19 protein-coding genes are annotated in these 22876 nt (G+C 64.0%); 13 read left to right on the plus strand and 6 right to left on the minus strand.

Annotation, left to right across the window (positions count from 1 at the left end):
• Positions 1–66: 66 nt before the first annotated feature.
• On the minus strand, positions 67–534 hold the full coding sequence (locus E5X34_RS00005; RefSeq protein ID WP_127303028.1) for a VOC family protein: 468 nt from the start codon (positions 532–534) through the stop codon (positions 67–69).
• Positions 535–780: 246 nt separating this feature from the next.
• Here E5X34_RS00005 and ilvD point away from each other — a divergent pair, with 246 nt between their 5' ends.
• Positions 781–2625 carry a dihydroxy-acid dehydratase gene (gene ilvD, locus E5X34_RS00010; protein WP_292559398.1) on the plus strand — a complete coding sequence of 615 codons (1845 nt, stop codon included), beginning with the start codon at positions 781–783 and terminating at the stop codon, positions 2623–2625.
• Positions 2626–2818: 193 nt separating this feature from the next.
• On the opposite strand, the gene E5X34_RS00015 is transcribed toward ilvD, so the two are convergent.
• Positions 2819–4573 (minus strand): ABC transporter ATP-binding protein, encoded by a 1755-nt coding sequence (locus tag E5X34_RS00015; RefSeq protein ID WP_292559399.1) that lies wholly within the window; start codon positions 4571–4573, stop codon positions 2819–2821.
• Positions 4574–4749: 176 nt separating this feature from the next.
• Here E5X34_RS00015 and E5X34_RS00020 point away from each other — a divergent pair, with 176 nt between their 5' ends.
• Together E5X34_RS00020 and E5X34_RS00025 are read left to right on the plus strand one after the other, a co-directional pair.
• Complete coding sequence (locus E5X34_RS00020; protein WP_292559402.1) at positions 4750–6030, plus strand: amidohydrolase family protein; 1281 nt, start codon at positions 4750–4752, stop codon at positions 6028–6030.
• A 391-nt stretch (positions 6031–6421) separates the two neighbouring features.
• A complete protein-coding gene (locus E5X34_RS00025) occupies positions 6422–7345 on the plus strand; it encodes a DMT family transporter (protein WP_292559405.1) in 924 nt (307 codons plus the stop codon).
• Positions 7346–7504: 159 nt separating this feature from the next.
• Here the strand turns inward: E5X34_RS00025 and E5X34_RS00030 are convergent, their stop codons facing one another.
• Positions 7505–7813 (minus strand): antibiotic biosynthesis monooxygenase, encoded by a 309-nt coding sequence (locus E5X34_RS00030; RefSeq protein WP_127866429.1) that lies wholly within the window; start codon positions 7811–7813, stop codon positions 7505–7507.
• Between the two features lie 361 nt (positions 7814–8174).
• Between E5X34_RS00030 and E5X34_RS00035 the strand changes: the two genes are divergently transcribed.
• Positions 8175–8648, plus strand: coding sequence for a DUF805 domain-containing protein (locus tag E5X34_RS00035; RefSeq protein ID WP_292559410.1), 474 nt, complete (start codon positions 8175–8177; stop codon positions 8646–8648).
• Between the two features lie 15 nt (positions 8649–8663).
• Here E5X34_RS00035 and E5X34_RS00040 read toward each other — a convergent pair whose 3' ends face one another.
• Positions 8664–9563 (minus strand): phosphotransferase family protein, encoded by a 900-nt coding sequence (locus E5X34_RS00040; RefSeq protein WP_292559413.1) that lies wholly within the window; start codon positions 9561–9563, stop codon positions 8664–8666.
• Between the two features lie 100 nt (positions 9564–9663).
• Here E5X34_RS00040 and E5X34_RS00045 point away from each other — a divergent pair, with 100 nt between their 5' ends.
• Positions 9664–10296, plus strand: a complete 633-nt coding sequence (locus E5X34_RS00045) for a class I SAM-dependent methyltransferase (RefSeq protein ID WP_292559416.1) — start codon at positions 9664–9666, stop codon at positions 10294–10296.
• A 12-nt stretch (positions 10297–10308) separates the two neighbouring features.
• Here E5X34_RS00045 and E5X34_RS00050 read toward each other — a convergent pair whose 3' ends face one another.
• Together E5X34_RS00050 and E5X34_RS00055 are read right to left on the minus strand one after the other, a co-directional pair.
• On the minus strand, positions 10309–12762 hold the full coding sequence (locus E5X34_RS00050; RefSeq protein WP_292559419.1) for an FAD-dependent oxidoreductase: 2454 nt from the start codon (positions 12760–12762) through the stop codon (positions 10309–10311).
• Positions 12759–13643 (minus strand): phosphotransferase family protein, encoded by an 885-nt coding sequence (locus E5X34_RS00055; protein WP_292559422.1) that lies wholly within the window; start codon positions 13641–13643, stop codon positions 12759–12761. Before E5X34_RS00055 ends, E5X34_RS00050 begins: the two co-directional genes overlap by 4 nt.
• A gap of 389 nt (positions 13644–14032) precedes the next feature.
• Between E5X34_RS00055 and E5X34_RS00060 the strand changes: the two genes are divergently transcribed.
• The 8 genes from E5X34_RS00060 (at position 14033) to E5X34_RS00095 (ending at position 22775) form a co-directional block, all read left to right on the plus strand.
• Positions 14033–14797: a DeoR/GlpR family DNA-binding transcription regulator gene (locus E5X34_RS00060; RefSeq protein WP_292559424.1), complete on the plus strand. Its 765-nt coding sequence runs from the start codon at positions 14033–14035 to the stop codon at positions 14795–14797.
• Positions 14798–14852: 55 nt separating this feature from the next.
• A complete protein-coding gene (locus E5X34_RS00065) occupies positions 14853–15758 on the plus strand; it encodes a LysR substrate-binding domain-containing protein (RefSeq protein WP_042645783.1) in 906 nt (301 codons plus the stop codon).
• An 89-nt stretch (positions 15759–15847) separates the two neighbouring features.
• Entirely contained in the window at positions 15848–16732 is an 885-nt protein-coding gene (locus E5X34_RS00070) for a class I SAM-dependent methyltransferase (RefSeq protein ID WP_292559428.1), read from the plus strand.
• Positions 16733–16905: 173 nt separating this feature from the next.
• Positions 16906–18060, plus strand: coding sequence for an ABC transporter substrate-binding protein (locus tag E5X34_RS00075; RefSeq protein ID WP_292559431.1), 1155 nt, complete (start codon positions 16906–16908; stop codon positions 18058–18060).
• Between the two features lie 174 nt (positions 18061–18234).
• The gene (locus E5X34_RS00080) at positions 18235–19233 is read left to right on the plus strand and encodes an ABC transporter ATP-binding protein (protein WP_292559434.1); all 999 of its coding nucleotides are present in this window, start codon (positions 18235–18237) and stop codon (positions 19231–19233) included.
• Positions 19234–19534: 301 nt separating this feature from the next.
• The gene (locus E5X34_RS00085) at positions 19535–20440 is read left to right on the plus strand and encodes an ABC transporter permease (protein ID WP_292560710.1); all 906 of its coding nucleotides are present in this window, start codon (positions 19535–19537) and stop codon (positions 20438–20440) included.
• A complete protein-coding gene (locus tag E5X34_RS00090) occupies positions 20430–21245 on the plus strand; it encodes an ABC transporter permease (RefSeq protein ID WP_292559437.1) in 816 nt (271 codons plus the stop codon). Before E5X34_RS00085 ends, E5X34_RS00090 begins: the two co-directional genes overlap by 11 nt.
• Before the next feature lie 102 nt (positions 21246–21347).
• Complete coding sequence (locus E5X34_RS00095) at positions 21348–22775, plus strand: gamma-aminobutyraldehyde dehydrogenase (protein WP_292559440.1); 1428 nt, start codon at positions 21348–21350, stop codon at positions 22773–22775.
• Positions 22776–22876 lie beyond the last annotated feature (101 nt).

Genomic DNA, 22876 nt, shown 5'->3' on the forward strand with positions numbered 1-22876 from the left:
CCGCAAACCACGCCGCCTAAGCTAATGGTTGCGCTTCTCCCACAAGGGGAGAAGGGAAAGTCGCGCTCACCCCTTCGCCGCTTCCTCGATCTTGGCGATATCGATCTTGCCCATCTGCATCATCGCCGACATCACACGACCGGCCTTCGCTCTGTCCGGATCCAGAAGCAGTTTCGGCAACTGCTCCGGCACGACCTGCCAGGAGACGCCGAATTTATCTTTCAGCCAGCTGCACTGGCCGGGCTCGCCACCCTCGGTGAGCTTCTCCCAGAAATAGTCGACCTCCTCCTGCGTCTTGCAGTCGATCGACTGCGACATCGCTTCGTTGAACTTGAAGTATGGACCACCATTGAGCGCCTGGAACGGCACGCCGTCGAGCTCGAACGTGGTCATTAGCACCTTGCCCTCATCGGGGTGACCCGCGGGCCAGCGCAAAACGCTCAGCACCTTCGAGTTCTTGAAGATGGAGATGTAGTGGTTCATCGCCTCCTCGGCCTGGCCGTCGAACCACAGGCAGGTGGTGATCTTTTGCATATCGTGCTCCTCGGACTTATGTTGTTACATCGTCAACGGCAGTCGGCGATTTGTGCCGTTCAAACCGTTTGCCTCAAGGACGGATCGATAGGGCGCTATCCGACAGCGATTTCGCATTTTCCTGAAGAATCCTGGCGCAGCGCAAAATTGTGGCAAGGCCGGATCATGGTCGCTATAACCGCTGCCGACCAAAATTTGAGCGCCGCCCGCCGCGCATCGGCGCGGCCAGCCAGCAAGGACAATGCAATGCCTGCCTATCGTTCCCGCACCACCACCCATGGCCGCAACATGGCCGGCGCCCGCGGCCTGTGGCGCGCCACCGGCATGAAGGACAGTGATTTCGGCAAACCGATCATCGCGGTGGTCAATTCCTTCACTCAATTCGTGCCCGGCCACGTGCACCTGAAGGATCTCGGCCAGCTCGTCGCGCGCGAGATAGAGAAGGCCGGCGGCGTCGCCAAGGAGTTCAACACCATCGCCGTCGACGACGGCATCGCCATGGGCCATGATGGGATGCTCTATTCACTGCCGTCGCGCGAGCTGATCGCCGACTCGGTCGAATACATGGTCAACGCGCATTGCGCCGACGCCATGGTCTGCATTTCCAATTGCGACAAGATCACTCCCGGCATGCTGATGGCCTCGCTGCGCCTCAACATCCCGACCGTCTTTGTCTCCGGCGGCCCGATGGAGGCCGGCAAGGTGGTGCTGGCCGGGAAGGCGCAGGCGCTCGACCTCGTCGACGCCATGGTCGCTGCCGCCGACGACAAGATATCCGACGAGGACGTCAAGGTCATCGAGCGCTCGGCCTGCCCGACCTGCGGCTCGTGCTCGGGCATGTTCACCGCCAATTCGATGAACTGCCTGACCGAGGCTCTAGGCCTGTCGCTGCCGGGCAACGGGTCGACCTTGGCCACCCATGCCGACCGCAAGCGCCTGTTCGTCGAGGCCGGCCATCTCGCCGTCGATCTCGCCCAGCGCTATTACGAGCAGGACGATGAAAGCGCGCTGCCGCGCAGCATCGCATCCAAGGGCGCTTTCGAGAACGCCATGGCGCTCGACATCGCCATGGGCGGCTCGACCAACACGGTGCTCCACATCCTCGCCGCCGCCCATGAGGGCGAGGTCGACTTCACCATGGAAGACATCGACCGGCTGTCGCGGAAAGTGCCGGTGCTCTGCAAGGTGGCGCCGGCCAAGTCCGACGTGCACATGGAGGACGTCCACCGCGCCGGCGGCATCATGGCGATCCTCGGCCAGCTCGACCAGGCGGGCCTGATCAACCGCGACCTGCCGACTGTGCATACCGCTACGCTCGGCGAGGCGCTCGACCATTGGGACATCGCCCGCAGCTCGGCCGAGAATGTCCGCGACTTCTTCCGCGCCGCCCCCGGCGGCGTGCCGACCCAGGTCGCCTTCAGCCAGGACCGCCGCTGGGACGAGCTCGACCTCGACCGCGAGAAGGGCGTGATCCGCTCGGCCAAGACGCCGTTCTCCAAGGATGGCGGCCTTGCCGTGCTCAAGGGCAATCTGGCGCTCGACGGCTGCATCGTGAAGACCGCCGGCGTCGACGAGTCGATCCTGAAATTCACCGGTCCGGCCCGCGTCTTCGAGAGCCAGGACGCTTCCGTCAAGGCGATCCTTGGCAACGAGATCAAGGCCGGCGACATCGTCGTCATCCGCTATGAGGGGCCGCGTGGCGGCCCCGGCATGCAGGAGATGCTCTACCCGACCAGCTACCTGAAGTCGAAGGGCCTCGGCAAAGCCTGCGCGCTGATCACCGACGGCCGCTTCTCCGGCGGCACGTCGGGCCTGTCGATCGGCCACGTCTCGCCGGAAGCCGCCGAGGGCGGCGCGATCGGCCTGGTCCAGGAAGGCGACACGATCGAGATCGACATTCCCAACCGCACCATCCGGCTTGCCGTCAGCGATGCCGAGCTCGAAGCGCGCCGCGCGGCGATGAACGCCAAGGGCCCGGACGCCTGGAAGCCGGCCGAAAAGCGCAAGCGCAAGGTGACGACCGCGCTACGCGCCTACGCCGCCTTCGCCACCAGCGCCGACAAGGGCGCTGTCAGGAAGGTGCCGGAGTAACGAGCGCTTCTCCTTCTCCCCTTGTGGGAGAAGGTGGATCGGCGCGCAGCGCCGAGACGGATGAGGGGTGTTCCAGCGGAGTGAGACGCTGGCGAATTCCGACTGGATAAACGGCGCCGCCAAGCTGGAACACCCCTCATCCGGCCGCTTCGCGGCCACCTTCTCCCGCAAGGGGAGAAGGAGGGCGCCGGCGTTACGGCATCAGCTGATACTCATAGAGCTTCTGATACAGCCCGCCCTGCTTGAGCAGGGTCTTGTGCGGGCCGCTCTCCTGCACCTTGCCGTTTTCCAGCACCACGATGGTGTCGGCCTGGTGCACTGTGGACAGCCGGTGCGCGATGACGATCGTCGTGCGTCCGACCGTCAGCTGCTGCAGCGCGTCGCGGAACAGCGCTTCCGATTCGGCGTCGAGCGCGCTGGTTGCTTCGTCGAGCAGCAGGATCTCGGCATTGCGCAGCATGGCGCGCGCGATCGAGATGCGTTGGCGCTGGCCGCCGGACAAAAGCGAACCGTTCTCGCCGACCTCCGTCTCGTAGCCTTTGGCCATGGCGCTGATGAAATCATGCGCATTGGCGGCCTTGGCGGCGGCGATCACCTCTTCATCGGTCGCATCCTCACGGCCGAGGCGGATATTGTGCATGATCGTGCCGGCAAACAGGAACGTGTCCTGGCTGACATAGGCGATCTTCTTCCTGAGCGAATCGAGCGTCGCGAAGGAGATGTCCTGGCCGTCGAACATCACCCTGCCGGTCTGCGGGTCGTACATGCGCATGATCAGGTTGAGGATCGTCGACTTGCCGCTGCCCGACGGCCCGACCAGCGCCGTCATCTTGCCGGCCTCGAGCGTCAGGTTGAGGCCCTCGAACACCGGCGGGCTTTCCGGATAGGCGAAGCTGACATTGTCGAAGCGGATCTCGCCCGGTCCGGGTTGCAGCGGCCTCGCGCCAGGCTTTTCCGCGAGCGTCAGCGGCCGGTCGGCGAGCTGGAACATCATGCGCACGCCGACGATCCCGGTCTCGAGCGAGATGCGAACGCGGGCCAGGCGCTTAGCCGGCTCATAGGCGAGCAGCAGCGATGCGATGAAGGCCATGATGTTGCCCGGCATCTGCCCGCCCTGCAGCACCAGGAATCCGCTGATGAAGACCGCGCCGGCGATTGCCAGGCCGGCAATGGTTTCCATCACCGGGCTGGTAGCTGCCTCCAGCGTGGCGATGTTGTTGGCTCGGTTCTCGACGTCGGAGACGGCCTGGTACATGCGTTTGCGCATCGCGCCTTCAAGGTTGAAGGATTTGACGACGCGTACGCCGATCGCCGTCTCCTGCATGACATGAACGATCTGCCCAAGCGAGCGGAACTCCATGGCGGCGATGTTGCGGACGCGCTTCAGGATGCGGTTGACGCCGTAGATCGCCACCGGCCCGACGACGAAGCAGATCAGCGACAGCGCCGGCTGTTGCCAGATCATGACGCCGACCAGCACGGCCAGCGTCACCAGGTCGCGCACATAGGACGTCACGACGAGATCGAGCACGCTGCGCGCCGCCTGCGCGTTGTTGGTCATGCGGGCGATCAGATCGGCCGACGAGGTCGAGTGGTAGAACTCGATGCCTTGTTCCAGGATGCGATCGTAGATCTTGCGCTGCCGGTCGGCGATGATGGCGTTGCCGACGCGGCTCATGAAATAGGCCTGGACGAAGGTGGCGAGGCCCTTGAGCAAGAAGATCCCCGCGACGCCGGCCGCGATCAAATTGACGCGGTCGAGCCTCTTGAAGACGACGAATTCGTTGGTGATCTCACGCAGGATCCAGGCGCTGGCGCCGGTCATGGCGGCCACCACCAGCATCGACACGATGGCGGCGCCATAGCCGAATTTGTGCTCCTGGAAGGATTCCCTCACGAGCCTCGCGACAAGGCGCTGGTTCTCTGTGGAGCGGAAGAAGCGAAACAACGGCCGATCCTGTATCTGACTTGTAAAGGATTTCGGATTCGCCACGAGGGCGCGAGGCGGCTTATAGAGCGAGTTGCGGCGCGATGGAACCTTTCGGCTGCCGGGGAAAGAAAAGGCTGCGCGAGGCTGTCTTTTCGGCCACGTTGAGTTCCGATACTTGGAGAGGGTAACGACAGATGGATTTCGACCTCATCGTGCGCGGCGGCATGCTGCCGGACGGCAGGATTGCCGATATCGGGATTGCCGGCGAAACCATCCGCGCGATCGAGCAGAAGCTGACAGGATCGGCGCCGACCGAGATCGACGCGCGCGGCAACCTTGTTTCGCCGCCCTTCGTCGATCCGCATTTCCACATGGACGCCACCCTGTCCTACGGCATTCCGCGCATCAACGCGTCTGGCACGCTGCTCGAGGGCATCGCGCTTTGGGGCGAGCTGAAGCCGCTGCTGACGCATGTGGCCGTGCGCGATCGCGCGCTCGCCTATTGCGACTGGGCCGTGTCGATGGGCCTGCTCGCCATCCGCAGCCATGTCGATGTCTGCGACGACCGGCTGCTCGCGGTGGAAGCCCTGCTCGACGTCAAGAAAACCGTCGCGCCCTATATCGACCTGCAACTGGTGGCGTTTCCGCAGGACGGCCTCTATCGCTCGCCGACGGCGCTCAAGAACACCATCCGGGCGCTCGACATGGGCGTCGACATCGTCGGCGGCATTCCGCATTTCGAGCGCACCATGGCCGATGGCACCCGCTCGGTGACGGAGCTTTGCGAAATCGCGGCGAAACGCGGCCTGATGGTCGATATGCACTGCGACGAGACCGATGATCCGCTGTCGCGCCATATCGAGCAGCTCGCTTACGAAACGCAGCGTCTCGGCCTGCAGGGCAGGGTGGCCGGCTCGCACCTCACCTCCATGCATTCGATGGACAATTACTACGTCTCGAAGCTCCTGCCGCTGATCGCCGAAGCCGGTGTCTCGGCCATCCCCAACCCGCTGATCAACATCATGCTGCAGGGGCGCCATGATACTTTCCCGAAGCGGCGGGGCCTGACCAGGGTGAAGGAGATGCTGTCGCTCGGCATCCGCGTCGGCTGGGGCCAGGATTGCGTGCTCGACCCTTGGTATTCGCTGGGCACCGCCGACATGCTCGACGTCGCCTTCATGGGTTTGCATGTCGCGCAGATGTCGAGCCCGGCCGATATGGCGCGCTGCTTCGACATGGTCACCAACGTCAACGCCGCGATCATGGGGCTTGACCACCTTGGCCTCGCCGTCGGCAAGCGCGCCAGCCTTGTCGTGCTCGACGCCGGCAATGCGATCGAGGCCGTTCGTTTGCGCCCCGAGCGCCTCTGCGTCATCGCCAGGGGCAAGGTGGTGGCCGAGCGGACGAAGCAGGAAACGCGGCTGTCGATTTCAGGACGTCCGGTGCAAGTGAACCGGCGGCACAAGACGGCGTAGGTCACGTACCCCCGGCTGACAGCGCGCGTCCGCCAATCGCCAAAGTCAGCGATTTACCTCGCCCAGGGCGAAGCACCATTAACCGTTCGCGATTGGCCGGAACGCTTCTAACTTCGTCATTCTATGGCGAAGCAAGGAGCGAAGCGACGCGCAGACCATAGAATCCATGCCGTTACTTCTAAGCCCCGCAGCGATGCAAAAGACCTTTGTCTTGCGCCGCCTTCGCTCTTTGCGCGAGGTCACGGCATGGATCCTCGGGTCTGCGCGCGTCGCTTCGCTCCTTGCTCCGCCCGTGGATGACGAAATTCCGGCGCTTCGGCCAACGTTGATTCCCGGCGCTGGTCTTACCGATTTCCCTCGTCAAACCGGCGGCCTGCGGCTAGGGAGCGCCATGGCTCAGACCATCGCCCGCAATTTCACGATCAGGAACATGTTGCTCGCCGGCATCCTGTTGATGCTGGCCGGCGACTTCATGTTCGCGCTGAACGACGCGATGGGCAAATGGTTGGTCGCTTCCTTCTCGGTCGGCCAGGTTGTGCTGATCCGCTCGATTGGCGCCTTCATCGTGCTGGGGCCGATGATCGCCAACCAGGGCGCGGGCAAGCTGTTCCACATGGACCGTCCGCTCTTGCAGCTCCTGCGCGTCGTGGCCACCACCACCGACACCGGGCTCTTCTACGCCGCGGTCGTCTACCTGCCGCTGGCCGACGTGATGAGCTTCTACATGGCCGGGCCGATCTACGTTGCGGCGTTGTCGCACCTTTTGCTTGGCGAAAAGGTCGGCTGGCGGCGCTGGCTGGCGATCCTGGTCGGCTTCTGCGGCGTGCTCATCATTTTGAAACCGTCCTCGGCCGCCTTCTCCATGTCCTCCGGCTTCGCGCTGGTCGGCAGCATCGCCTTCGGCTTCGCCATCATCCTCGGCCGCCTGCTGCGCGGCACCAGCGACACGACTTTGGTAACCTGGCAGACGATCGGCACGCTGATTGTCGGCGCCGCTTTGACCACCGGCGCCTGGCGCACGCCGTCGGCGCTCGATTTCGGCGCCATGCTGTTGCTTGGCATCGTTTCCTGCGCGGCCCATTTGATGATCACAAGGGCACTGAAGCTGGCGCCGGCCTCGACGCTGGCGCCGCTGCATTACAGCCTGCTTCTGTGGGCCATTGTCTTTGGCCTGGTTTTCTTCGGCGATATGCCGAGCCCGCGCATCCTGGCCGGCTCCGCGATCGTGGTGCTTGCCGGCATCTTCATCTTCCATCGCCAGAAGGTGGTGGAAACCGCGGTGCCGCCCGAGAACGTGCCGAAGGGCGTGAACTAGGCCGTGAACTCATAGATCAGACGGGCCTTCGACCGCTCCGCTTGGCGTCAAATGCCGCTGGATTGCCGCATCGCTGCGAAATGACGCGTCGGGTGACCAGAATGTCGTGGTGCGGGAGCGCTAACCACGCGGTCGCTACCGGAGAGATGGCCGCACCCTTCACTTGGCCGATTTGTCCGCGATGATACCCAATTTATGGATTTCCGGTGTCTTGGCGAACAGATCCCCTGCGTTGATCTTCTCCATCAACGCCGCAGCGACCTTGCCGTTGAGATGCGCATCGCGTCCCGCTTCGTCGTCGAATGTGTCGAATATTGCGAAAGAGGAAGGTCCTTCCTGGATCGCATACCATGAGATCGTTCCGGGTTCGGCGTTCACCAAAGGAACCGCCGACTGCAGGAAGTCCGCAACCTCCTTCTCCTTGCCGGGCTTTGCTTCCAGCGGAACGTACAGCGCGAACTTTGTCATTCTGCTCTCCTGCTTTGATCTTCGGAAATGTCTGTCGCCACCAATCGGCTTCGTGTCATGACCCCTCAGACAAATAATTCCTGGCGCCAGAGATTGATCCTTGGTGAGCTTTTTTATTTCTTTCGTGTTGCGCCAACTTGACGGATACACCGCTCGAGGCGCGTTATCATCCGTCCGGAATCCGCTAAAAACAAAGAGATAGGACGTTTCGTCGTTTTCGCTGAAACGGTCAAACGCACCAACGCGATTCACGAAAGTATTTTACGGGTGCAAATCGCCTGCCGGGTGCAATCTGCGATTGATTTCGGCGAGACCGGCAGGATATCTATGGCCCGGAAAATTGCGCTATTGGGGGGAAATCATGGGCAGTTTCTCGATATGGCATTGGCTGATAGTTCTGATCATTATCGGCTTGCCGTTGTTGTTTGTCTTGAGGACGCCGCCAGCCGGCGTCAATCGTTTCGGTGACACCCCGCCGTCGATGAATTTTGGTGAAGCGATTGCAAGCTTTTTCCGAAATTATGTGAACTTTTCCGGCAGGGCCAGTCGCTCGGAGTTCTGGTATTCCTACCTCTTCATAATCATCGTCGCCGTTCTTATGGGTATAGTCGATATCTTTGTCGGAAACGAAGCCGTCTCGTCGCTTTGGAATCTTGCCGTCCTTCTGCCGACACTTGCCATGACCGCGCGTCGGCTGCATGACATCAACAGAAGCGGCTGGCATCAGCTGCTTGCGGGATTCTTCCCCATCGGCACCATCGCGCTGCTCATCTGGTATTGCAAAAAATCCGACGAAACAGGGTCATTGAACGAGATACAAAGGGTTTTCAGGTAACCTGTTGGGATGGCTCTAGCCAAGGCGTACAGCCGCCAGATGCCGCGAAAATTCCGCCGTCTCCATCAGCGCCTTGCAGCGGGCGAAGCGCCCGTCGGCATAGGCACGGAAATCGTCGGCCGGATTGTCGTTGGCAAGCTGGATCAAGCCCCACAGCGTCCACAAGAGGTCGCACATCGCCTTGTAGATGACGACGCGGCCGCGCTCCGCCGGCCGCGCCTCGCCGCCGAAATAAGCGCGCATCAGTTCCTCGTCCTGGGCGGCATCGAACCTGCCCTCGACCGAGAGATCGCCGAGATCCCACAGCGGATCGTTCATGCCGGAATATTCCCAGTCGACGATCCACATCCGCTCGCCCGTATCGAGGAAATTCTCGCACAGCGGATCGCAATGGCATGCGGCAAGCGGGATGGCGTGCGCGGCAAGCGCCGCGCGCACCACGCCTGCCTCGCGCACCACGTCGTGATAGCCGGCCGGCAGCGCCACGCCCTTGGTCGACAGGACCTTGAGATAGTCGTCGATCATCGCGAACAGCTCGAAGCGGAAGGGAAACACGGCACCCGAAGAGTGCAGCTTTCGGAAGGCCTCGCCAGCCCGCGCCGGACTGCCCGGCCGCGCCTTGAATTTTTCGGGCGACATCGTCTCGGCGCCGGCGATGAAGCGCATCGCCATCACACCGGACGCCGGATCGGCATAGAGCACCTGCGGGCTGACGCCGGCTTTGGCCGCTTCGCGCGCCGCCACCGCCTCGTTGGCGCGGTTGATGTATTCCTCCGTGCCCTTGCCGGGAATGCGCAGGCACACATCACCCGCCCTGTAGACTCTGTTGGTCAGGCCGCCTAAGCGCTCCAGCGGTCCCTCATAGCCCGCCAGCACCGGAACGGCCGCGAGCGCCGAGCGCAGCTCGTCGGTCATGTCGTGTCCCCTTCACGCCATTGTTGTCGTTCTGACGGTTCCACAATTTTAGCGGCTTGGCTATCATCGGTTGAACGAGAATCGGGCGTCGGGAGCGGCAATGACGGACAGCAAGCACAACAGCGCGCTGGGCGCCGCTTATGCGGCGAAGCGGCCTGAGGAAGTGGCCGCGATCTATGACAGCTGGTCCGAGACCTACGATGCCGACATGTCGGCCGCCGGCTATCGCCATCCGACGATCTGCCTGGCGCTGCTTGCCCGCCACCTGCCGCGCGGCGCCGAGCCCTTGCTCGACGCCGGCGCCGGCACCGGCCTGATCGGTGAATGGCTGGCCATCACCGGCTATCCGCGGGTCGAGGCGCTCGATATCTCGCAAGGCATGCTGGACAAGGCCGGCGCCAAGGGCGTCTACACGGCGCTGCATCGCCTGGCGATGGGCGAAACGCTGCCCTTCGCCGACGGCGCCTATGCCGGCATCATTTCGGCGGGCGTCTTCACCTCGGGCCATGTCGGCGTCGAGGGCCTGGACGAGTTGATCCGCATCTGCCGTCCAGGTGGCGTCATCGTGCTGACCGTCAAGAACACGCTGTGGGATGCCGGCTTTGCGGAGCGGATCGCCGGCCTGGAAGCGTGCGGCGCGATAAGCCGTCTCGAAGAGACGCGGCCCTACGCCTCGATGCCCGGCGAAACCGATACCGTGCCGAGCCGGGGCTTGGTGCTGCGCGTCAACTGACCGGCGCGGCGGTCAAGCCTTTATCTTCGCGCCGGCCGGGTCATACAGCGGCTCGAGATGGATCTTTGCCGGCGTGCGTTCCATCGCCACGACCAGCTCGTAGTCGCCGGAGGCGAGGAACTCGTCGCCGACGCCGTCGGCATTGCGCACATAGCCGTAGCCGATGTTCTTCTCCACCGTGTAGCCGTAGCCACCGCTTGTGAGGTAGCCGACAGCTTCGCCATTGCGCAGGATCGTCTCGCGCCCGACCAGCACGACCTCCGGGTTGTCCACCGTGAAGCCGGCAAAGCGCTTCGTCGGCGCCTTACCGGTCGCTTTCTCCAGCGCCTTGCGTCCGACGAAGTCGGTGTTCTTGCGAAGCTTAACCGCCCAGCCGAGTCCCGCCTCCAGCGGCGTGTCGTTCGGCGTGATGTCGGAACCCCAGGCGCGATAACCTTTTTCCAGCCGCAGCGATTCCAGCGCCCGGTAGCCGACGGGCCGAACGCCGTGCGCCTTGCCTGCCGCCATCAGCGCATCGAAGACCTCGCCGGTGGCCGCGATCGGCACATGCAGCTCCCAGCCGAGCTCGCCGACATAGGTGACGCGCAGCGCCTTCACCGTGTGGCCGGCAATTGCGATCTCGCGCGCATGGCCGAAGGGGAAGGCGGCGTTCGAGACATCGGCATCGGTCACCGCCGACAGCACGTCGCGGGCGCGCGGTCCCATCAGCGACAGCGTGCCGTACTCCTCCGTGACGTCCTCCAGCCTGGCATCAAGGCCGGAGCCGATATGGTCGCTTATCCAGGACAGGTCATGCGTGCGGAAACCGGTGCCGGTGACGATGTAGAACCGCTCCTCGCCCAGCCGCGACACGGTGAGGTCGGCCTCGATGCCGCCGCGCGTGTTGAGAAGCTGCGTGTAGGTCAGCCGCCCGACCGGCTTGTTGACGTCGTTGGCGCAGATCCAGTCGAGCGCCTTCAGCGCGTCCGTGCCGGTCAGCTCATATTTGGCGAAGGAGGACTGGTCGAAGATGCCGACCTTCTCACGCACGTGCCGGTGCTCGTCGCCGACCGGGCCGAACCAGTTCTGGCGGCCCATCGAATAGACGTCCTCGGCGGCCGCGCCATCGGGCGCGAACCAGTTCGGCCGCTCCCAGCCAAGCTTGGAGCCGAACACGGCGCGATGCGTCTTCAGCCGCTCATAGAGCGGCGAGACGATGCGCGGCCGGCCCGAGAGATACTCTTCGTGCGGGAAGGCGATCGTGTAGTGCTTGCCATAGGCTTCCAGCGTGCGGTCGCGGACCCAGTCGCGGTCGCGGTGCAGGCTGGAGAAACGTCTGATGTCGACCACCCACAGGTCGAGCGGCGCCTCGCCATCGACCACCCATTGCGCCAGCACCCACCCGGCGCCGCCGCCCGACGCGATGCCGAAGGCGTTGAAACCGGCGCCGACGAACATGTTGGCGCATTCCGGCGCCACGCCGAGGATGAAGTTGCCGTCCGGCGTGAAGCTTTCCGGCCCGTTGATCATCTGCTTGACGCCGACATGCGTGAGGGCCGGCACACGCGCAATCGCCTGGCTCATATGCTGTTCGAAATGATCGTAATCGTCGTCGAACAGGCGGAACTCCCAGTCGTTGGGCACGTCGCCGCCGGCAAGCCCAGTTGCCCAGGCCTGCGGGTTCGGCTCATAGCCGCCCATCACCAGTCCGCCGACCTCCTCCTTGAAATAGGTACGGCGGTCGGGGTCGCGGATCGTCGGCGCGTCGTTGGCCAGCCCTTCGATCCTCTCGGTGATGATGTACTGGTGTTTGACCGGCTGCAGCGGCACGTTGATGCGGGCCATCGCGCCGACCTGCCTTGCCCACTGCCCGGCGCAGTTCACCACCTTGTCGCAGGCGATGTCGCCCTTCGAGGTCTTCACCGCCGTGATGCGGCCGTCCTTCATCGTAAAGCCGGTGACGCGCACGTCCTCGAACAGTTTCGCGCCATGCATGCGCGCGCCCTTGGCGAGCGACTGGGCGATGTCGGAGGGGCTTGCCTGCCCGTCGGTCGGCAGCCACGAGGCGCCGACCAGGTCGCCCGTTTCCATCAGCGGCCACATGCGCTTCACTTCCGCCGGCGAAAGCAACTGCATGTCCATGCCGAAGCTTTTGGCCGTGGTCGCCAGCCGCTTGAACTCGGTCCAGCGGTCGGTGTTCGTCGCCAGCCGCAGGCAGCCGGTCATCTTCCAGCCGGTCGCCAGGCCGGTCTCGGCCTCGAGGCCCTTGTAGAGCTCGACCGAATATTTGAGCACGCGCGTGATCGAGGCCGACGAGCGCAACTGCCCGACCAGGCCGGCGGCGTGCCAGGTCGAGCCCGAGGTCAGCTTGCCCTGCTCGAGCAGCACCACGTCCGCCTTGTGGTCGCGCGCCAGATGATAGGCGGTGGAACAGCCGATGATGCCGCCGCCGATGACGACGATTTCGGCATGGCTGGGCAAGGTCATGGCTTGGTCCCGTATTTCGTCCGGTAGTTGTCCAGCGCCGCGTCGAGCCGGACGAGGTTTTCCTCGGTATAGGCGACATAGTCGATGCCGGGCGCGTCGAGATAAAGCTCGGAGACCATGCTCCACATCGCTTCGCGCAACAGCGAGGCGCATTGCATGGCGGCATGCGAGCGGCGGATCTCGCTGTCCGGCTCCTTCATGAAATAGGCGGTCAGGAAGGCGAAGGACTCCTCATCGCTCAGGCCGGCGTTGGAGGCGGCGCCCGCGAGATCGAACATCGCCGTGTTGAAGCCGGCATATTCGAAATCGATCAGCCACAGCCGCTTGCCGTCGTCCAGGATATTGGCCGGCAAAAGATCGTTGTGGCCGAAGACGATCGGCAGCAGTTTTTGCGCCCGCTCTAGCTCGTCGGCCAGCGAAAGGTAGCGCGGCAACTGATCCTTCTTGCGGCTGCCGCCTTCGTCCAGCGTGCGCGCATAGTCGCGGATGACGTGGAACACCCAGAACATGAAGCCGGCGCCGGAGACATGGTTCGGCATCTCGCGATGGAAGCCGCGCAGCAGCGCCGCCACGCGGCCCAGATTGGCCCGCACATCCTCGGCGAGAAAGGTCTTCGCCCCGAGAAACGCCGTCACCAGGATGCCGGGCTCGGCATAATGCACGGCTGGCGCGAATCCAGCGGCATGCGCGGCCCGTGCCGTCATCACCTCGCGCTCGCGGAAGACGTGGTGGAACGGAAAGTCCTGGCCGAAGCGCACGACATGCCGCCCCGCGGCATCCGTGACGACAAAATTGGCGTTGCTGAGGCCGCCCGGCAACGGCTCGATCTCGATGCTGCCGTTCCAGCACGGCAAGGCGCGGATGCGGTCTTCGGCGCTCACGGCTGCGCTCCGGCCTCAACCGGTCCCACGGAAAATGACGATGGGACAAAACAAAAAAGCCTCGTCGGTGCGAGACGCCAGGATCGGTATCCCGCACCGCACCGACGAGCCCCTTGGCCAGGTTCAGGATCCCGGCATCCGCCCCCGCGGATTCGATAAAAGCTCACGCCTGACTGGTTCCAGACGATCTGTTCACCAGGTTGCGGCTCTGCCATCACCCTCCCGTAGCAGTTCCGAGCCCTGTCACTTACAACCACTCTCATGCGGTGTTGGCAGAGCTGTCAATCAAAAGCTGTGACTTTTTTTGGGTGTTTTGCCCGAAAATATAAGCAACTCCTTTCAAAGCGTTGTCAAAGCCTTAAATTCGGTCAAAATGCCGGGCATTCCACATGATCCATTCGAAACGGCATGGCGAAATCCTGCGGCTCCTCAACGAGGAGGGCACGATCAGCATAGCCAGCCTTGCCGAACGTCTCGGCGTCTCGCAGGAAACGGTGCGACGCGACGTCAAGCCGCTCGCCGATGAGGGGTCGGTGCTGAAGATGCACGGCGCCGTCGGCCTTGCCTCGATGGCGGGCGAGGCGCCGTTCGAGCGGCGCATGCGCGAGAATGCCGACGCCAAGCGCCTGATCGCCAGGATGGTCGCGGCCACGATCCGGGATGGCGAGGCGATCATGCTCGACACCGGCACGACCACATCCTTCCTCGCGCGCGAGCTGCTCGGCCACCGCCGGCTGACGGTGGTCACCAATTCCTCCGACATCGCCCGCACGCTGGCGACGGTGAACGGCAACAAGGTCTATATGGCCGGCGGCGAGTTGCGCAGCGATTCGGGTGCTGCTTTCGGCATTTCGGCGATCGAGTTCGTCAGCCGCTTTTCGGTCGATCATGCGGTGATCTCGATCGGCGCGGTCGACGCCGACGCCGGCCTGACCGACTACGAGCTGGAGGAGGCGGAGTTCGCCCGCATGGTGCTGTCGCGCGGCCAGCGCTCGCTGGTCGTCACCGACCACACCAAGTTCGGCCGCCAGGGGTTGGTCAGGGTGTGCGGCTTCGACGGCTTTTCCGAACTCGCAACCGACCAGCCGCCGCCGCCCGACATAGCCGCCGCGCTGAGCCGGGCCGGAGCGCGGCTCAGCATCGCGGCGGCCTAGCCGCCGCGGACAAAGCCTGCTTTCCTTCCCGCGCGCGCCGGTGTTTAGTCCGGCCATGGCTTTCACAATCCGCCAGCTCCAGTTCTTCGTCGCCGTCGCCGAGCAGGGCACCGTCTCGGGCGCCGCGCAGAATCTGTCGATCTCGCAGTCCTCGGTCACCGAGGCAATCAAGGAGCTGGAGAGCGATCTCGGCGTCGAGCTATTCGAGCGCCATCCGCGCGGCTTGAACATCACCCACAAAGGCCACCAGTTCCTGCGCCATGCGACCAAGATACTGGCCGATGTCTCGGATGCGCGCCGTTCTTTCTCCAGCGAGCAGGCTGTCGCCGGCGGCCGCCTGCAGCTCGGCGTCACCTCGCTGGTCGCCGGCTATGTTCTGTCGGATTTGCTCGCCCGCTACCGTCGCGCCTATCCCGGCGTCGAGGTCTCCGCCATCGAGGACAATGGCGACTATCTTGAGCACCTTCTGGTCGGCGGCAAGCTCGACATTGCCGTCATGGTCACGTCCAACCTGCGCGACCGCACGGCGCTGCAGTCGGAAATCCTGGAAGTCTCGGCCTACCGGCTGTGGATCCCGCTCAGCCACAGGCTCGCCAGCGCCGACATCATCTCGATCGGCGACATCGCGTCCGAGCCGTTGATCATGCTTACCGTCGACGAGATCGAGGAGAACACCGGCAAGCTGCTGTCGGCGATCGGTGCGAGACCCCATGTCGCCTTCCGCACGCGTTCGGTGGAAGCGGTGCGCAGCCTGGTCGCCACCGGCGCCGGCGTGGCGCTGCTGCCCGACCTCGTCTACCGGCCCTGGTCTCTGGAAGGCGACCGCATCGAATCGCGCGACATTTCCGGCTCGCTGCCGGTGGTCCAGGTCGGCACCGTCTGGCGCCGCGGCTCCGGCCTGCCGCAGGCCGCGCGCGACTTCATCGGCCTCGCCCAGTCGCAACGCATGGTGCGCCGCTGAAGCAATTCCAGGAAAAGTGTGAAACGGTCGGCTTGAACTCGTAGAGTGCCCACAGCGATCGATAAGGGCAACTGAAAGCGAGGTCCGCCATGCCGCAATCCGCGCAGCCGAACACACAGCAAGCCGCTCTTTGGAACGACGCCAGCGGAAAGGCCTGGGTCGACATGCAGCCCATCCTCGACGGCATGCTGGCGCCGTTCGCAAGCCTGGTGGTGGATGCCGGCTATCCCGGAAAGGGAGGCAACGTCCTGGACATCGGCTGCGGCGCCGGCGCCACGACCCTGGCGATGGCGCGCCGCGTCGGCAATGGCGGCCGATGTGTCGGGCTCGACATCTCGCGGCCGCTGGTCGCCCTGGCCAGGGAGCGCGCGCGGGTGGAAGAAGTGGCAAACGCAAGTTTCGAAGTCGGCGATGCCCAGGCATATGCGTTCGCCACCGGGCGCTTCGATGCCGCTGTCTCGCGCTTTGGCGTCATGTTCTTCGACGATCCCGTGGCGGCGTTCACCAACATAAGGCAGGCAGCAAGGCGCGGCGGCAAACTTGCCTTTGTCGCTTGGCGCGGTCCGCGCGAGAATGATTTCATGACGACCGCCGCGCGAGCGGCCGCGCCCTTCCTGCCGCAGGCGCCCGCGCCGGACCCCGATGCGCCGGGACAGTTTGCCTTTGCCGACGGCGCCAGGGTGAGGCGGATTCTTGAGGCGAGCGGCTGGTCGTCAGTCAAGGTCGAACAGGCGGACGTCCCGTGTCAGATCGCCGAAAGCCATCTAATGACATATGCCACCCGGCTAGGGCCGATCGGCGCTGCGTTGCGGGAAGCTGACCAGGCGACGGCCGAAAAAATCACCGCGGCCTTGCCTGCTGCATTCAAGCCTTTCGTGGCGGACGGGAGGCTCATTTCATTGCCGCGTGCTGGCTGGTCACGGCGTTGGCCTGAAGGTATTTTGATATCGGAAAAACCGATATCGGCTTTCTGATAAATGAATTTGCGAAACCGGATTTTTCACAGCACCTTTCGCTCAGGGAACAAAGCCGCGCCCTGAGAGCGCTGCCGTCGGAGCATGAAGCTCCGACCCTTTGCAGTTTGCGCATGATCCTTTCCGAAAGCCGAACTGGTTTCGGGGTCATGCGCCAAAATGGGAGATCGATGATGAATACATTCCTGAAGTCGTGCACGGCGCTGACTGTCGCGCTGACTTTTTCCGGTCAGGCCATGGCCCAGGTCAAGGAACTCGGCAAGGGCGAGGGCGAGGTCAACATCGTCGCCTGGCCGGGCTACATCGAGCGCGGCGAGACCGACAAGGGCTATGACTGGGTGACGGCTTTCGAGAAGGAAAGCGGCTGCAAGGTCAACGTCAAGACCGCCAACACCTCGGACGAGATGGTCTCGCTGATGAACGAGGGCGGTTTCGACCTGGTCACCGCTTCGGGCGATGCATCGCTGCGCCTCGTCGCCGGCAAGCGCGTGCAGCCGATCAACACCGATCTCATCAAGAGCTGGAAGACAGTCGACGACCGCTTGAAGGATGCGCCCTGGTTCACCGTCGACAAGGTGCATTACGGCGTTCCCTACCAGTGGGGCCCGAACATCCTGATGTACAACACCGATGTCTTCAAGGAAGCGCCCAAGAGCTGGAACGTCGTCTTCGAGGAAATGAAGCTGCCCGACGGCAAGTCGAACAAGGGCCGTGTCCAGGCCTATGACGGCCCGATCCACATCGCGGATGCCGCCAACTATTTGATGTTCCACAAGCCGGAGCTTGGCATCAAGGACCCATACGAGCTCAACGAAGATCAGTACAAGGCGGCGCTCGATCTGTTGCGCACGCAGCGCACGCTGGTCGGCCGCTACTGGCACGATGCCGCGATCCAGGTCGACGACTTCCAGAACGAGGGCGTGGTCGCGTCCGGCTCCTGGCCCTATCAGGTCAACACGCTGGTCGCCGCCAAGAAGCCGGTCGCCTCGACCGTGCCGGAAGAAGGCGTCACCGGCTGGGCTGACACCACCATGATGGAAGCCGACGCCGCCCATCCGAACTGCGCCTATATGTGGCTTGAGCATTCGCTCTCGCCGAAGGTCCAGGGCGACGTTTCGGCCTGGTTCGGCTCGCTGCCGGTCGTGCCCGCCGCCTGCAAGGGCAATGAGCTGCTCGGCGACGAAGGCTGCAAGACCAACGGCTACGACAATTTCGACAAGATCAAGTTCTGGAAGACGCCGGTGTCGAAATGCGCCAGCCAGAACGACCAGTGCGTGCCCTATTACCGCTGGGTGTCGGATTATATCGGCGTTATCGGCGGGCGGTAACGCTCTTTACCCTCCCCCTCTGTGGGGAGGGTCGACGCTTGAGCGTCGGGGTGGGGGCAGTCTGATAGGTTCGCCCCAGTCACCCCCACCCGCGGCTTCGCCGCGACCTCCCCCATCGAGGGGGAGGTAGGCGTGGTGCGTTCTCTCTAAACCGGCAACGAAACGAACAGGCCCATGACCTCTGCCGTTTCCTTCAAACAAGTCTCACGCCATTTCGGCAGCGTGCGCGCGGTCGACGCGGTCGATCTGGAGATCGCGCCGGGCGAGTTCTTCGCCATGCTGGGGCCGTCCGGGTCCGGCAAGACGACGTGTCTGCGCCTGATCGCCGGCTTCGAACAGCCGACGGCGGGCTCGATCTTCATCTTCGGCGAGCGCGCCGAAGGCGTTCCGCCCTATCGCCGCAACGTCAACACCGTCTTCCAGGACTATGCCCTGTTCCCGCATTTGAACGTGCTCGACAACGTCGCCTACGGCCTGATGGTCAAGGGCGTCGGCAAGGCCGAGCGGCTGAAGGCGGCGGAAGAAGCTCTGTCGCTGGTGCGCCTGCCGGGGTATGGCGCGCGCCGCCCAGGCCAGCTTTCCGGCGGCCAGCGCCAGCGCGTCGCGCTCGCCCGCGCGCTGGTCAACCAGCCCAAGGTGCTGCTGCTCGACGAGCCGCTCGGCGCGCTCGACCTCAAGCTGCGCGAGAACATGCAGGAGGAATTGAAGTCGCTGCAGAAGGCGCTCGGCATCACCTTCGTCTTCGTCACCCACGACCAAGGCGAGGCGCTCTCCATGGCCGACCGCGTCGCCGTCTTCAACGACGGCAGGATCATGCAGGTCGGCACGCCGGAAGATATCTACCAGCGGCCGAACACGCGCTTCGTCGCCGATTTCGTCGGCTCGTCCAACGTGCTGCCGCCGGATTTCGTCCAGCGCTATTCCGGCCAGCATCGCTGGGGAAGCCTGCGCCCGGAGTCCATCCGCGTATCAAGCGCGACCAGTGGCGACGGCGTCGCCGCGCGCCTGGTCGGCACCAATTATCTCGGCGCCACGACGAGGCTGGCGCTCGATGCCGAGGGGTTGAGGCTGCACGCGGTGGTGCCGGCGGGAACATCGCTGCCGGCCGAAGGTGAGGCGGTGATGCTGACCTTCAACCGCGACAGCCTGCATTTGATGGACGAGACGGCGTGATCGCGCTTGAGATGGTGGCCAGTCGAGCAGGCGAGGCGCTCTACGGCGCCCCCCTCTGGCCTGCCGGCCATCTCCCCCACTGGGGGGGAGATTGGCAGTTTCGGTGCTCCGACGTTGGTGACTGGCGAAATCGCAGGCGACGGCTGATCTCCCCCCTTGTGGGGGAGATGGCCGGCAGGCCAGAGGGGGGCGCGAAGGAACGAGGCCTTTCGGGTAATCCCCGCGAAAACACGGTGGCGCCATGACCATCGCCGCTGTTCAATCCGACCCCACCCCCGCCATCCTGCCCGGCAGCGGCGGCATGCGCGGCGCGCTTTCCGACCTCTTCTGGCGCCGCCCGAAATTCCTGCTCACCCTGATGCTCGCCCCGCCGCTTTTGTGGCTCGGCATCGTCTATATCGGCTCGCTCTTTGCCCTGCTGGCGCAGAGCTTCTTCTCGATCGACGAGTTCTCCGGCCTCATCAACCGCGAGTTCACGCTGAAGACCTATGGCGATCTGCTGCAGGCCGCCAACCTCGACATCATCCTGCGCACGGTGACGATGGCGGCGCTGGTCACGCTTGCCTCCGCGATCATCGCGTTCCCCATCGCCTATTACGCGGCGCGATACGCGCGCGGCCGCTGGAAGGCGCTGTTCTATCTTGGCGTCATGCTGCCGCTGTGGTCGAGCTACCTGGTCAAGATCTACGCCTGGAAGCTGATCCTCGCCAAGGAAGGCATCCTCACCTGGCTGCTGGCCAAGCTGAACCTGCTCTGGCTGCTCGACGCCTGGCTGTCGCTGCCGATCGTCGGCGGCAACTCGCTGTCGGTCTCTTTCACCGGCACCTTCATCGTCTTCGTCTATGTCTGGCTGCCCTTCATGATCCTCCCCGTTCAGGCCGCGCTGGAGCGCGTGCCCGGCAACCTGGTCGAGGCCTCGTCCGATCTCGGCGCCTCGCCCGGGCAGACCTTCCGCAACGTGCTGTTCCCGCTGGCGCTGCCCGGCATCGTCGCCGGTTCGATCTTCACCTTTTCTCTGACCTTGGGCGACTACATCATCCCCCAGATCATCGGCACCTCGCGCCTCTTCATCGGCCAGGCCGTCTATTCGCAGCAGGGCACCGCCGGCAACATTCCGCTCGCGGCAGCCTTCACCGTCGTGCCCATCGTCATCATGGGCTTCTACCTCTGGGGTGCCAAGCGCATGGGGGCTTTCGATGCGCTCTGACCGTGGCCAACGTGCTCCGCTCGGCCTGAAGATCGCCGCAGCCTGCGGTCTGCTCTTCCTGCACCTGCCGATCCTGTTGATCTTCGTTTACGCCTTCACGACCGAAGAGAAGAGCTTCGTCTGGCCGCCGCCGGGCCTCACCACGCAGTGGTTCGCCGTCACCTGGAACCGCCCGGACGTCTGGGAGGCGTTGTCGCTGTCGGTCCGCGTCGCCGCCATCTCCACCGCCATCGCGCTGGTGCTCGGCACGCTCTGCGCCGCCGCCGTCTCACAGACGCGCTTCTTCGGCCGCGAGGCCATCTCGCTGCTGGTCATCCTGCCGATCGCTCTGCCCGGCATCATCACCGGCATCGCGCTGCGCTCGGCCTTTTCGCTGGCCGATATCCCGTTCTCGTTCTGGACGATCGTGCTTGGCCACGCCACCTTCTGCGTGGTCGTCGTCTACAACAACGCCGTCGCTCGCTTCCGCCGCACCTCGGGATCGATGATCGAGGCCTCGATGGATCTCGGCGCCGACGGTTTCCAGACTTTTCGGCATGTCGTGCTGCCCAACATTGCGACCGCCCTGCTCGCCGGCGGCATGCTCGCCTTCGCGCTGTCCTTCGACGAGGTCATCGTCACCACCTTCACCGCCGGCCAGCAGCAGACCGTGCCGATCTGGATGCTGGAGGAGCTGATCCGTCCGCGCCAGCGCCCGGTCACCAATGTCGTTGCCATGGTCGTCGTGCTGGTGACGCTGCTGCCGATCTTGCTTGCCTATTACCTGACCCGCGACGGCGACCAGATCGCGGGGAGTGGAAAATGAAACAGCGAGTAGCGAATAGCGAGTAGCCAATAGGGTTCAGCTGTCGATCTCCCTGTTCGCTATTCGCTACTCCCTATTCGCTCCTAATCAGGGAGAAACCCAATGGACACCCAGATGCTCATCGGCTCGAAATTCGAGAAGGGCACCGAAACCGAGGAGCCGATCCTTAATCCAAAGACCGGGGCAACCATCCTCAACCTGCCGGAAGCAAGCCCGGCCCAGATCGAGGCGGCCGTCAGTGCCGCCGAACAGGCGTTCGTCACCTGGTCGCGCACCACGCCGGCGCAGCGCTCCGGCTATCTGCTCAAGATCGCCGACCGCATCGAGGCGGAAGCCAACGAGTTCGCGGCGCTCGAGGCGCTGAATTGCGGCAAGCCGATCAATGCCGTGCTCAATGACGAGATCCCGGCGATCGTCGACTGCTACCGCTTCTTTGCCGGTGCGGTGCGCTCAATGCCCGGCCAGGTGGCCGGCGAATATATTGCCGGCCACACCTCGATGGTGCGCCGTGACCCTATCGGCATCGTCGCTTCGATCGCGCCCTGGAACTATCCGCTGATGATGATGGCCTGGAAGCTGGCGCCTGCGATCGGCGGCGGCAACACGGTCGTCTTCAAACCATCGGAACAGACGCCGCTGACATCGCTCAAGCTGGCGAAGATCCTCGCCGAAATCCTGCCCGAGGGCGTGGTCAACGTCGTGCTCGGCCGCGGCGACAGCGTCGGCAACACGCTGATCAACCACCCCAAGGTCAACATGATCTCGATCACCGGCGATGTCGCCACCGGCAAGAAGGTGCTGCAGGCGGCCGCCAAATCGGTCAAGCGCACGCATCTGGAGCTCGGCGGCAAGGCGCCGGTCATCGTCTTCGACGACGCCGATCTCGGCGCCGTGGTCAACGGGTTGCGCGCCTTCGGCTATTACAATGCCGGCCAGGATTGCACTGCCGCCTGCCGCATCTATGCCGGCAAGAAGATCTACGACAGGCTGGTCGCCGATCTCTCCTCGGCGGTCTCGACGATCAAATACAACCAGCCGGACGACACCGAGAACGAGATCGGCCCGCTGATCTCGCGCCGCCAGCGCGACCGCGTGTCGAGCTTCGTCGAGCGCGCTTCCGAACTGAAGCACATCGAGATCACCACCGGCGGCAAGCCGGGCGAGGGCTCAGGCTTCTACTACCAGCCGACGGTGGTCGCCGGGGCGCTGCAGGAAGACGAGATCGTGCGCCGCGAGGTGTTCGGCCCGGTCGTCTCGATCACCCGCTTCTCGGATGTCGACGAGGCGGTGAACTGGGCGAATGACAGCGACTACGGCCTTGCCTCATCGGTGTGGACCAAGGACGTCGCGCGCGCCATGGCGACCGCCGCCCGTCTGCAATATGGCTGCACCTGGATCAACACGCACTTCATGCTGACCAACGAGATGCCGCATGGCGGCCTGAAACAGTCAGGCTACGGCAAGGACATGTCGCTCTACGCGCTGGAAGACTACACCGCCGTTCGCCACGTGATGGTCGCGCACGGATAGCGCGCCCGAAGGGCCGAATGAGGGACAGCGCCAACTTTGCGGAACCTGGCTCCGCCCCTCATCTGCATGCCGGCATCTTCTCCCCAGAAGAATGCAGACCA

This window comes from Mesorhizobium sp. (assembly GCF_004963255.1).
Taxonomy (GTDB): Bacteria; Pseudomonadota; Alphaproteobacteria; order Rhizobiales; family Rhizobiaceae; genus Mesorhizobium.

Excerpts from the sequence above, each read along its gene's own strand:
- E5X34_RS00050 (WP_292559419.1), bottom strand. The coding sequence starts at position 12,762 with ATGACCTTGCCCAGCCATGCCGAAATCGTCGTCATCGGCGGCGGCATC.
- E5X34_RS00060 (WP_292559424.1), top strand. The coding sequence starts at position 14,033 with ATGATCCATTCGAAACGGCATGGCGAAATCCTGCGGCTCCTCAACGAG.
- E5X34_RS00030 (WP_127866429.1), bottom strand. The coding sequence starts at position 7,813 with ATGACAAAGTTCGCGCTGTACGTTCCGCTGGAAGCAAAGCCCGGCAAG.
- E5X34_RS00070 (WP_292559428.1), top strand. The coding sequence starts at position 15,848 with ATGCCGCAATCCGCGCAGCCGAACACACAGCAAGCCGCTCTTTGGAAC.
- E5X34_RS00075 (WP_292559431.1), top strand. The coding sequence starts at position 16,906 with ATGAATACATTCCTGAAGTCGTGCACGGCGCTGACTGTCGCGCTGACT.
- E5X34_RS00025 (WP_292559405.1), top strand. The coding sequence starts at position 6,422 with ATGGCTCAGACCATCGCCCGCAATTTCACGATCAGGAACATGTTGCTC.
- E5X34_RS00005 (WP_127303028.1), bottom strand. The coding sequence starts at position 534 with ATGCAAAAGATCACCACCTGCCTGTGGTTCGACGGCCAGGCCGAGGAG.
- E5X34_RS00080 (WP_292559434.1), top strand. The coding sequence starts at position 18,235 with ATGACCTCTGCCGTTTCCTTCAAACAAGTCTCACGCCATTTCGGCAGC.
- ilvD (WP_292559398.1), top strand. The coding sequence starts at position 781 with ATGCCTGCCTATCGTTCCCGCACCACCACCCATGGCCGCAACATGGCC.
- E5X34_RS00095 (WP_292559440.1), top strand. The coding sequence starts at position 21,348 with ATGGACACCCAGATGCTCATCGGCTCGAAATTCGAGAAGGGCACCGAA.
- E5X34_RS00020 (WP_292559402.1), top strand. The coding sequence starts at position 4,750 with ATGGATTTCGACCTCATCGTGCGCGGCGGCATGCTGCCGGACGGCAGG.
- E5X34_RS00085 (WP_292560710.1), top strand. The coding sequence starts at position 19,535 with ATGCGCGGCGCGCTTTCCGACCTCTTCTGGCGCCGCCCGAAATTCCTG.
- E5X34_RS00090 (WP_292559437.1), top strand. The coding sequence starts at position 20,430 with ATGCGCTCTGACCGTGGCCAACGTGCTCCGCTCGGCCTGAAGATCGCC.
- E5X34_RS00035 (WP_292559410.1), top strand. The coding sequence starts at position 8,175 with ATGGGCAGTTTCTCGATATGGCATTGGCTGATAGTTCTGATCATTATC.
- E5X34_RS00040 (WP_292559413.1), bottom strand. The coding sequence starts at position 9,563 with ATGACCGACGAGCTGCGCTCGGCGCTCGCGGCCGTTCCGGTGCTGGCG.
- E5X34_RS00065 (WP_042645783.1), top strand. The coding sequence starts at position 14,853 with ATGGCTTTCACAATCCGCCAGCTCCAGTTCTTCGTCGCCGTCGCCGAG.
- E5X34_RS00045 (WP_292559416.1), top strand. The coding sequence starts at position 9,664 with ATGACGGACAGCAAGCACAACAGCGCGCTGGGCGCCGCTTATGCGGCG.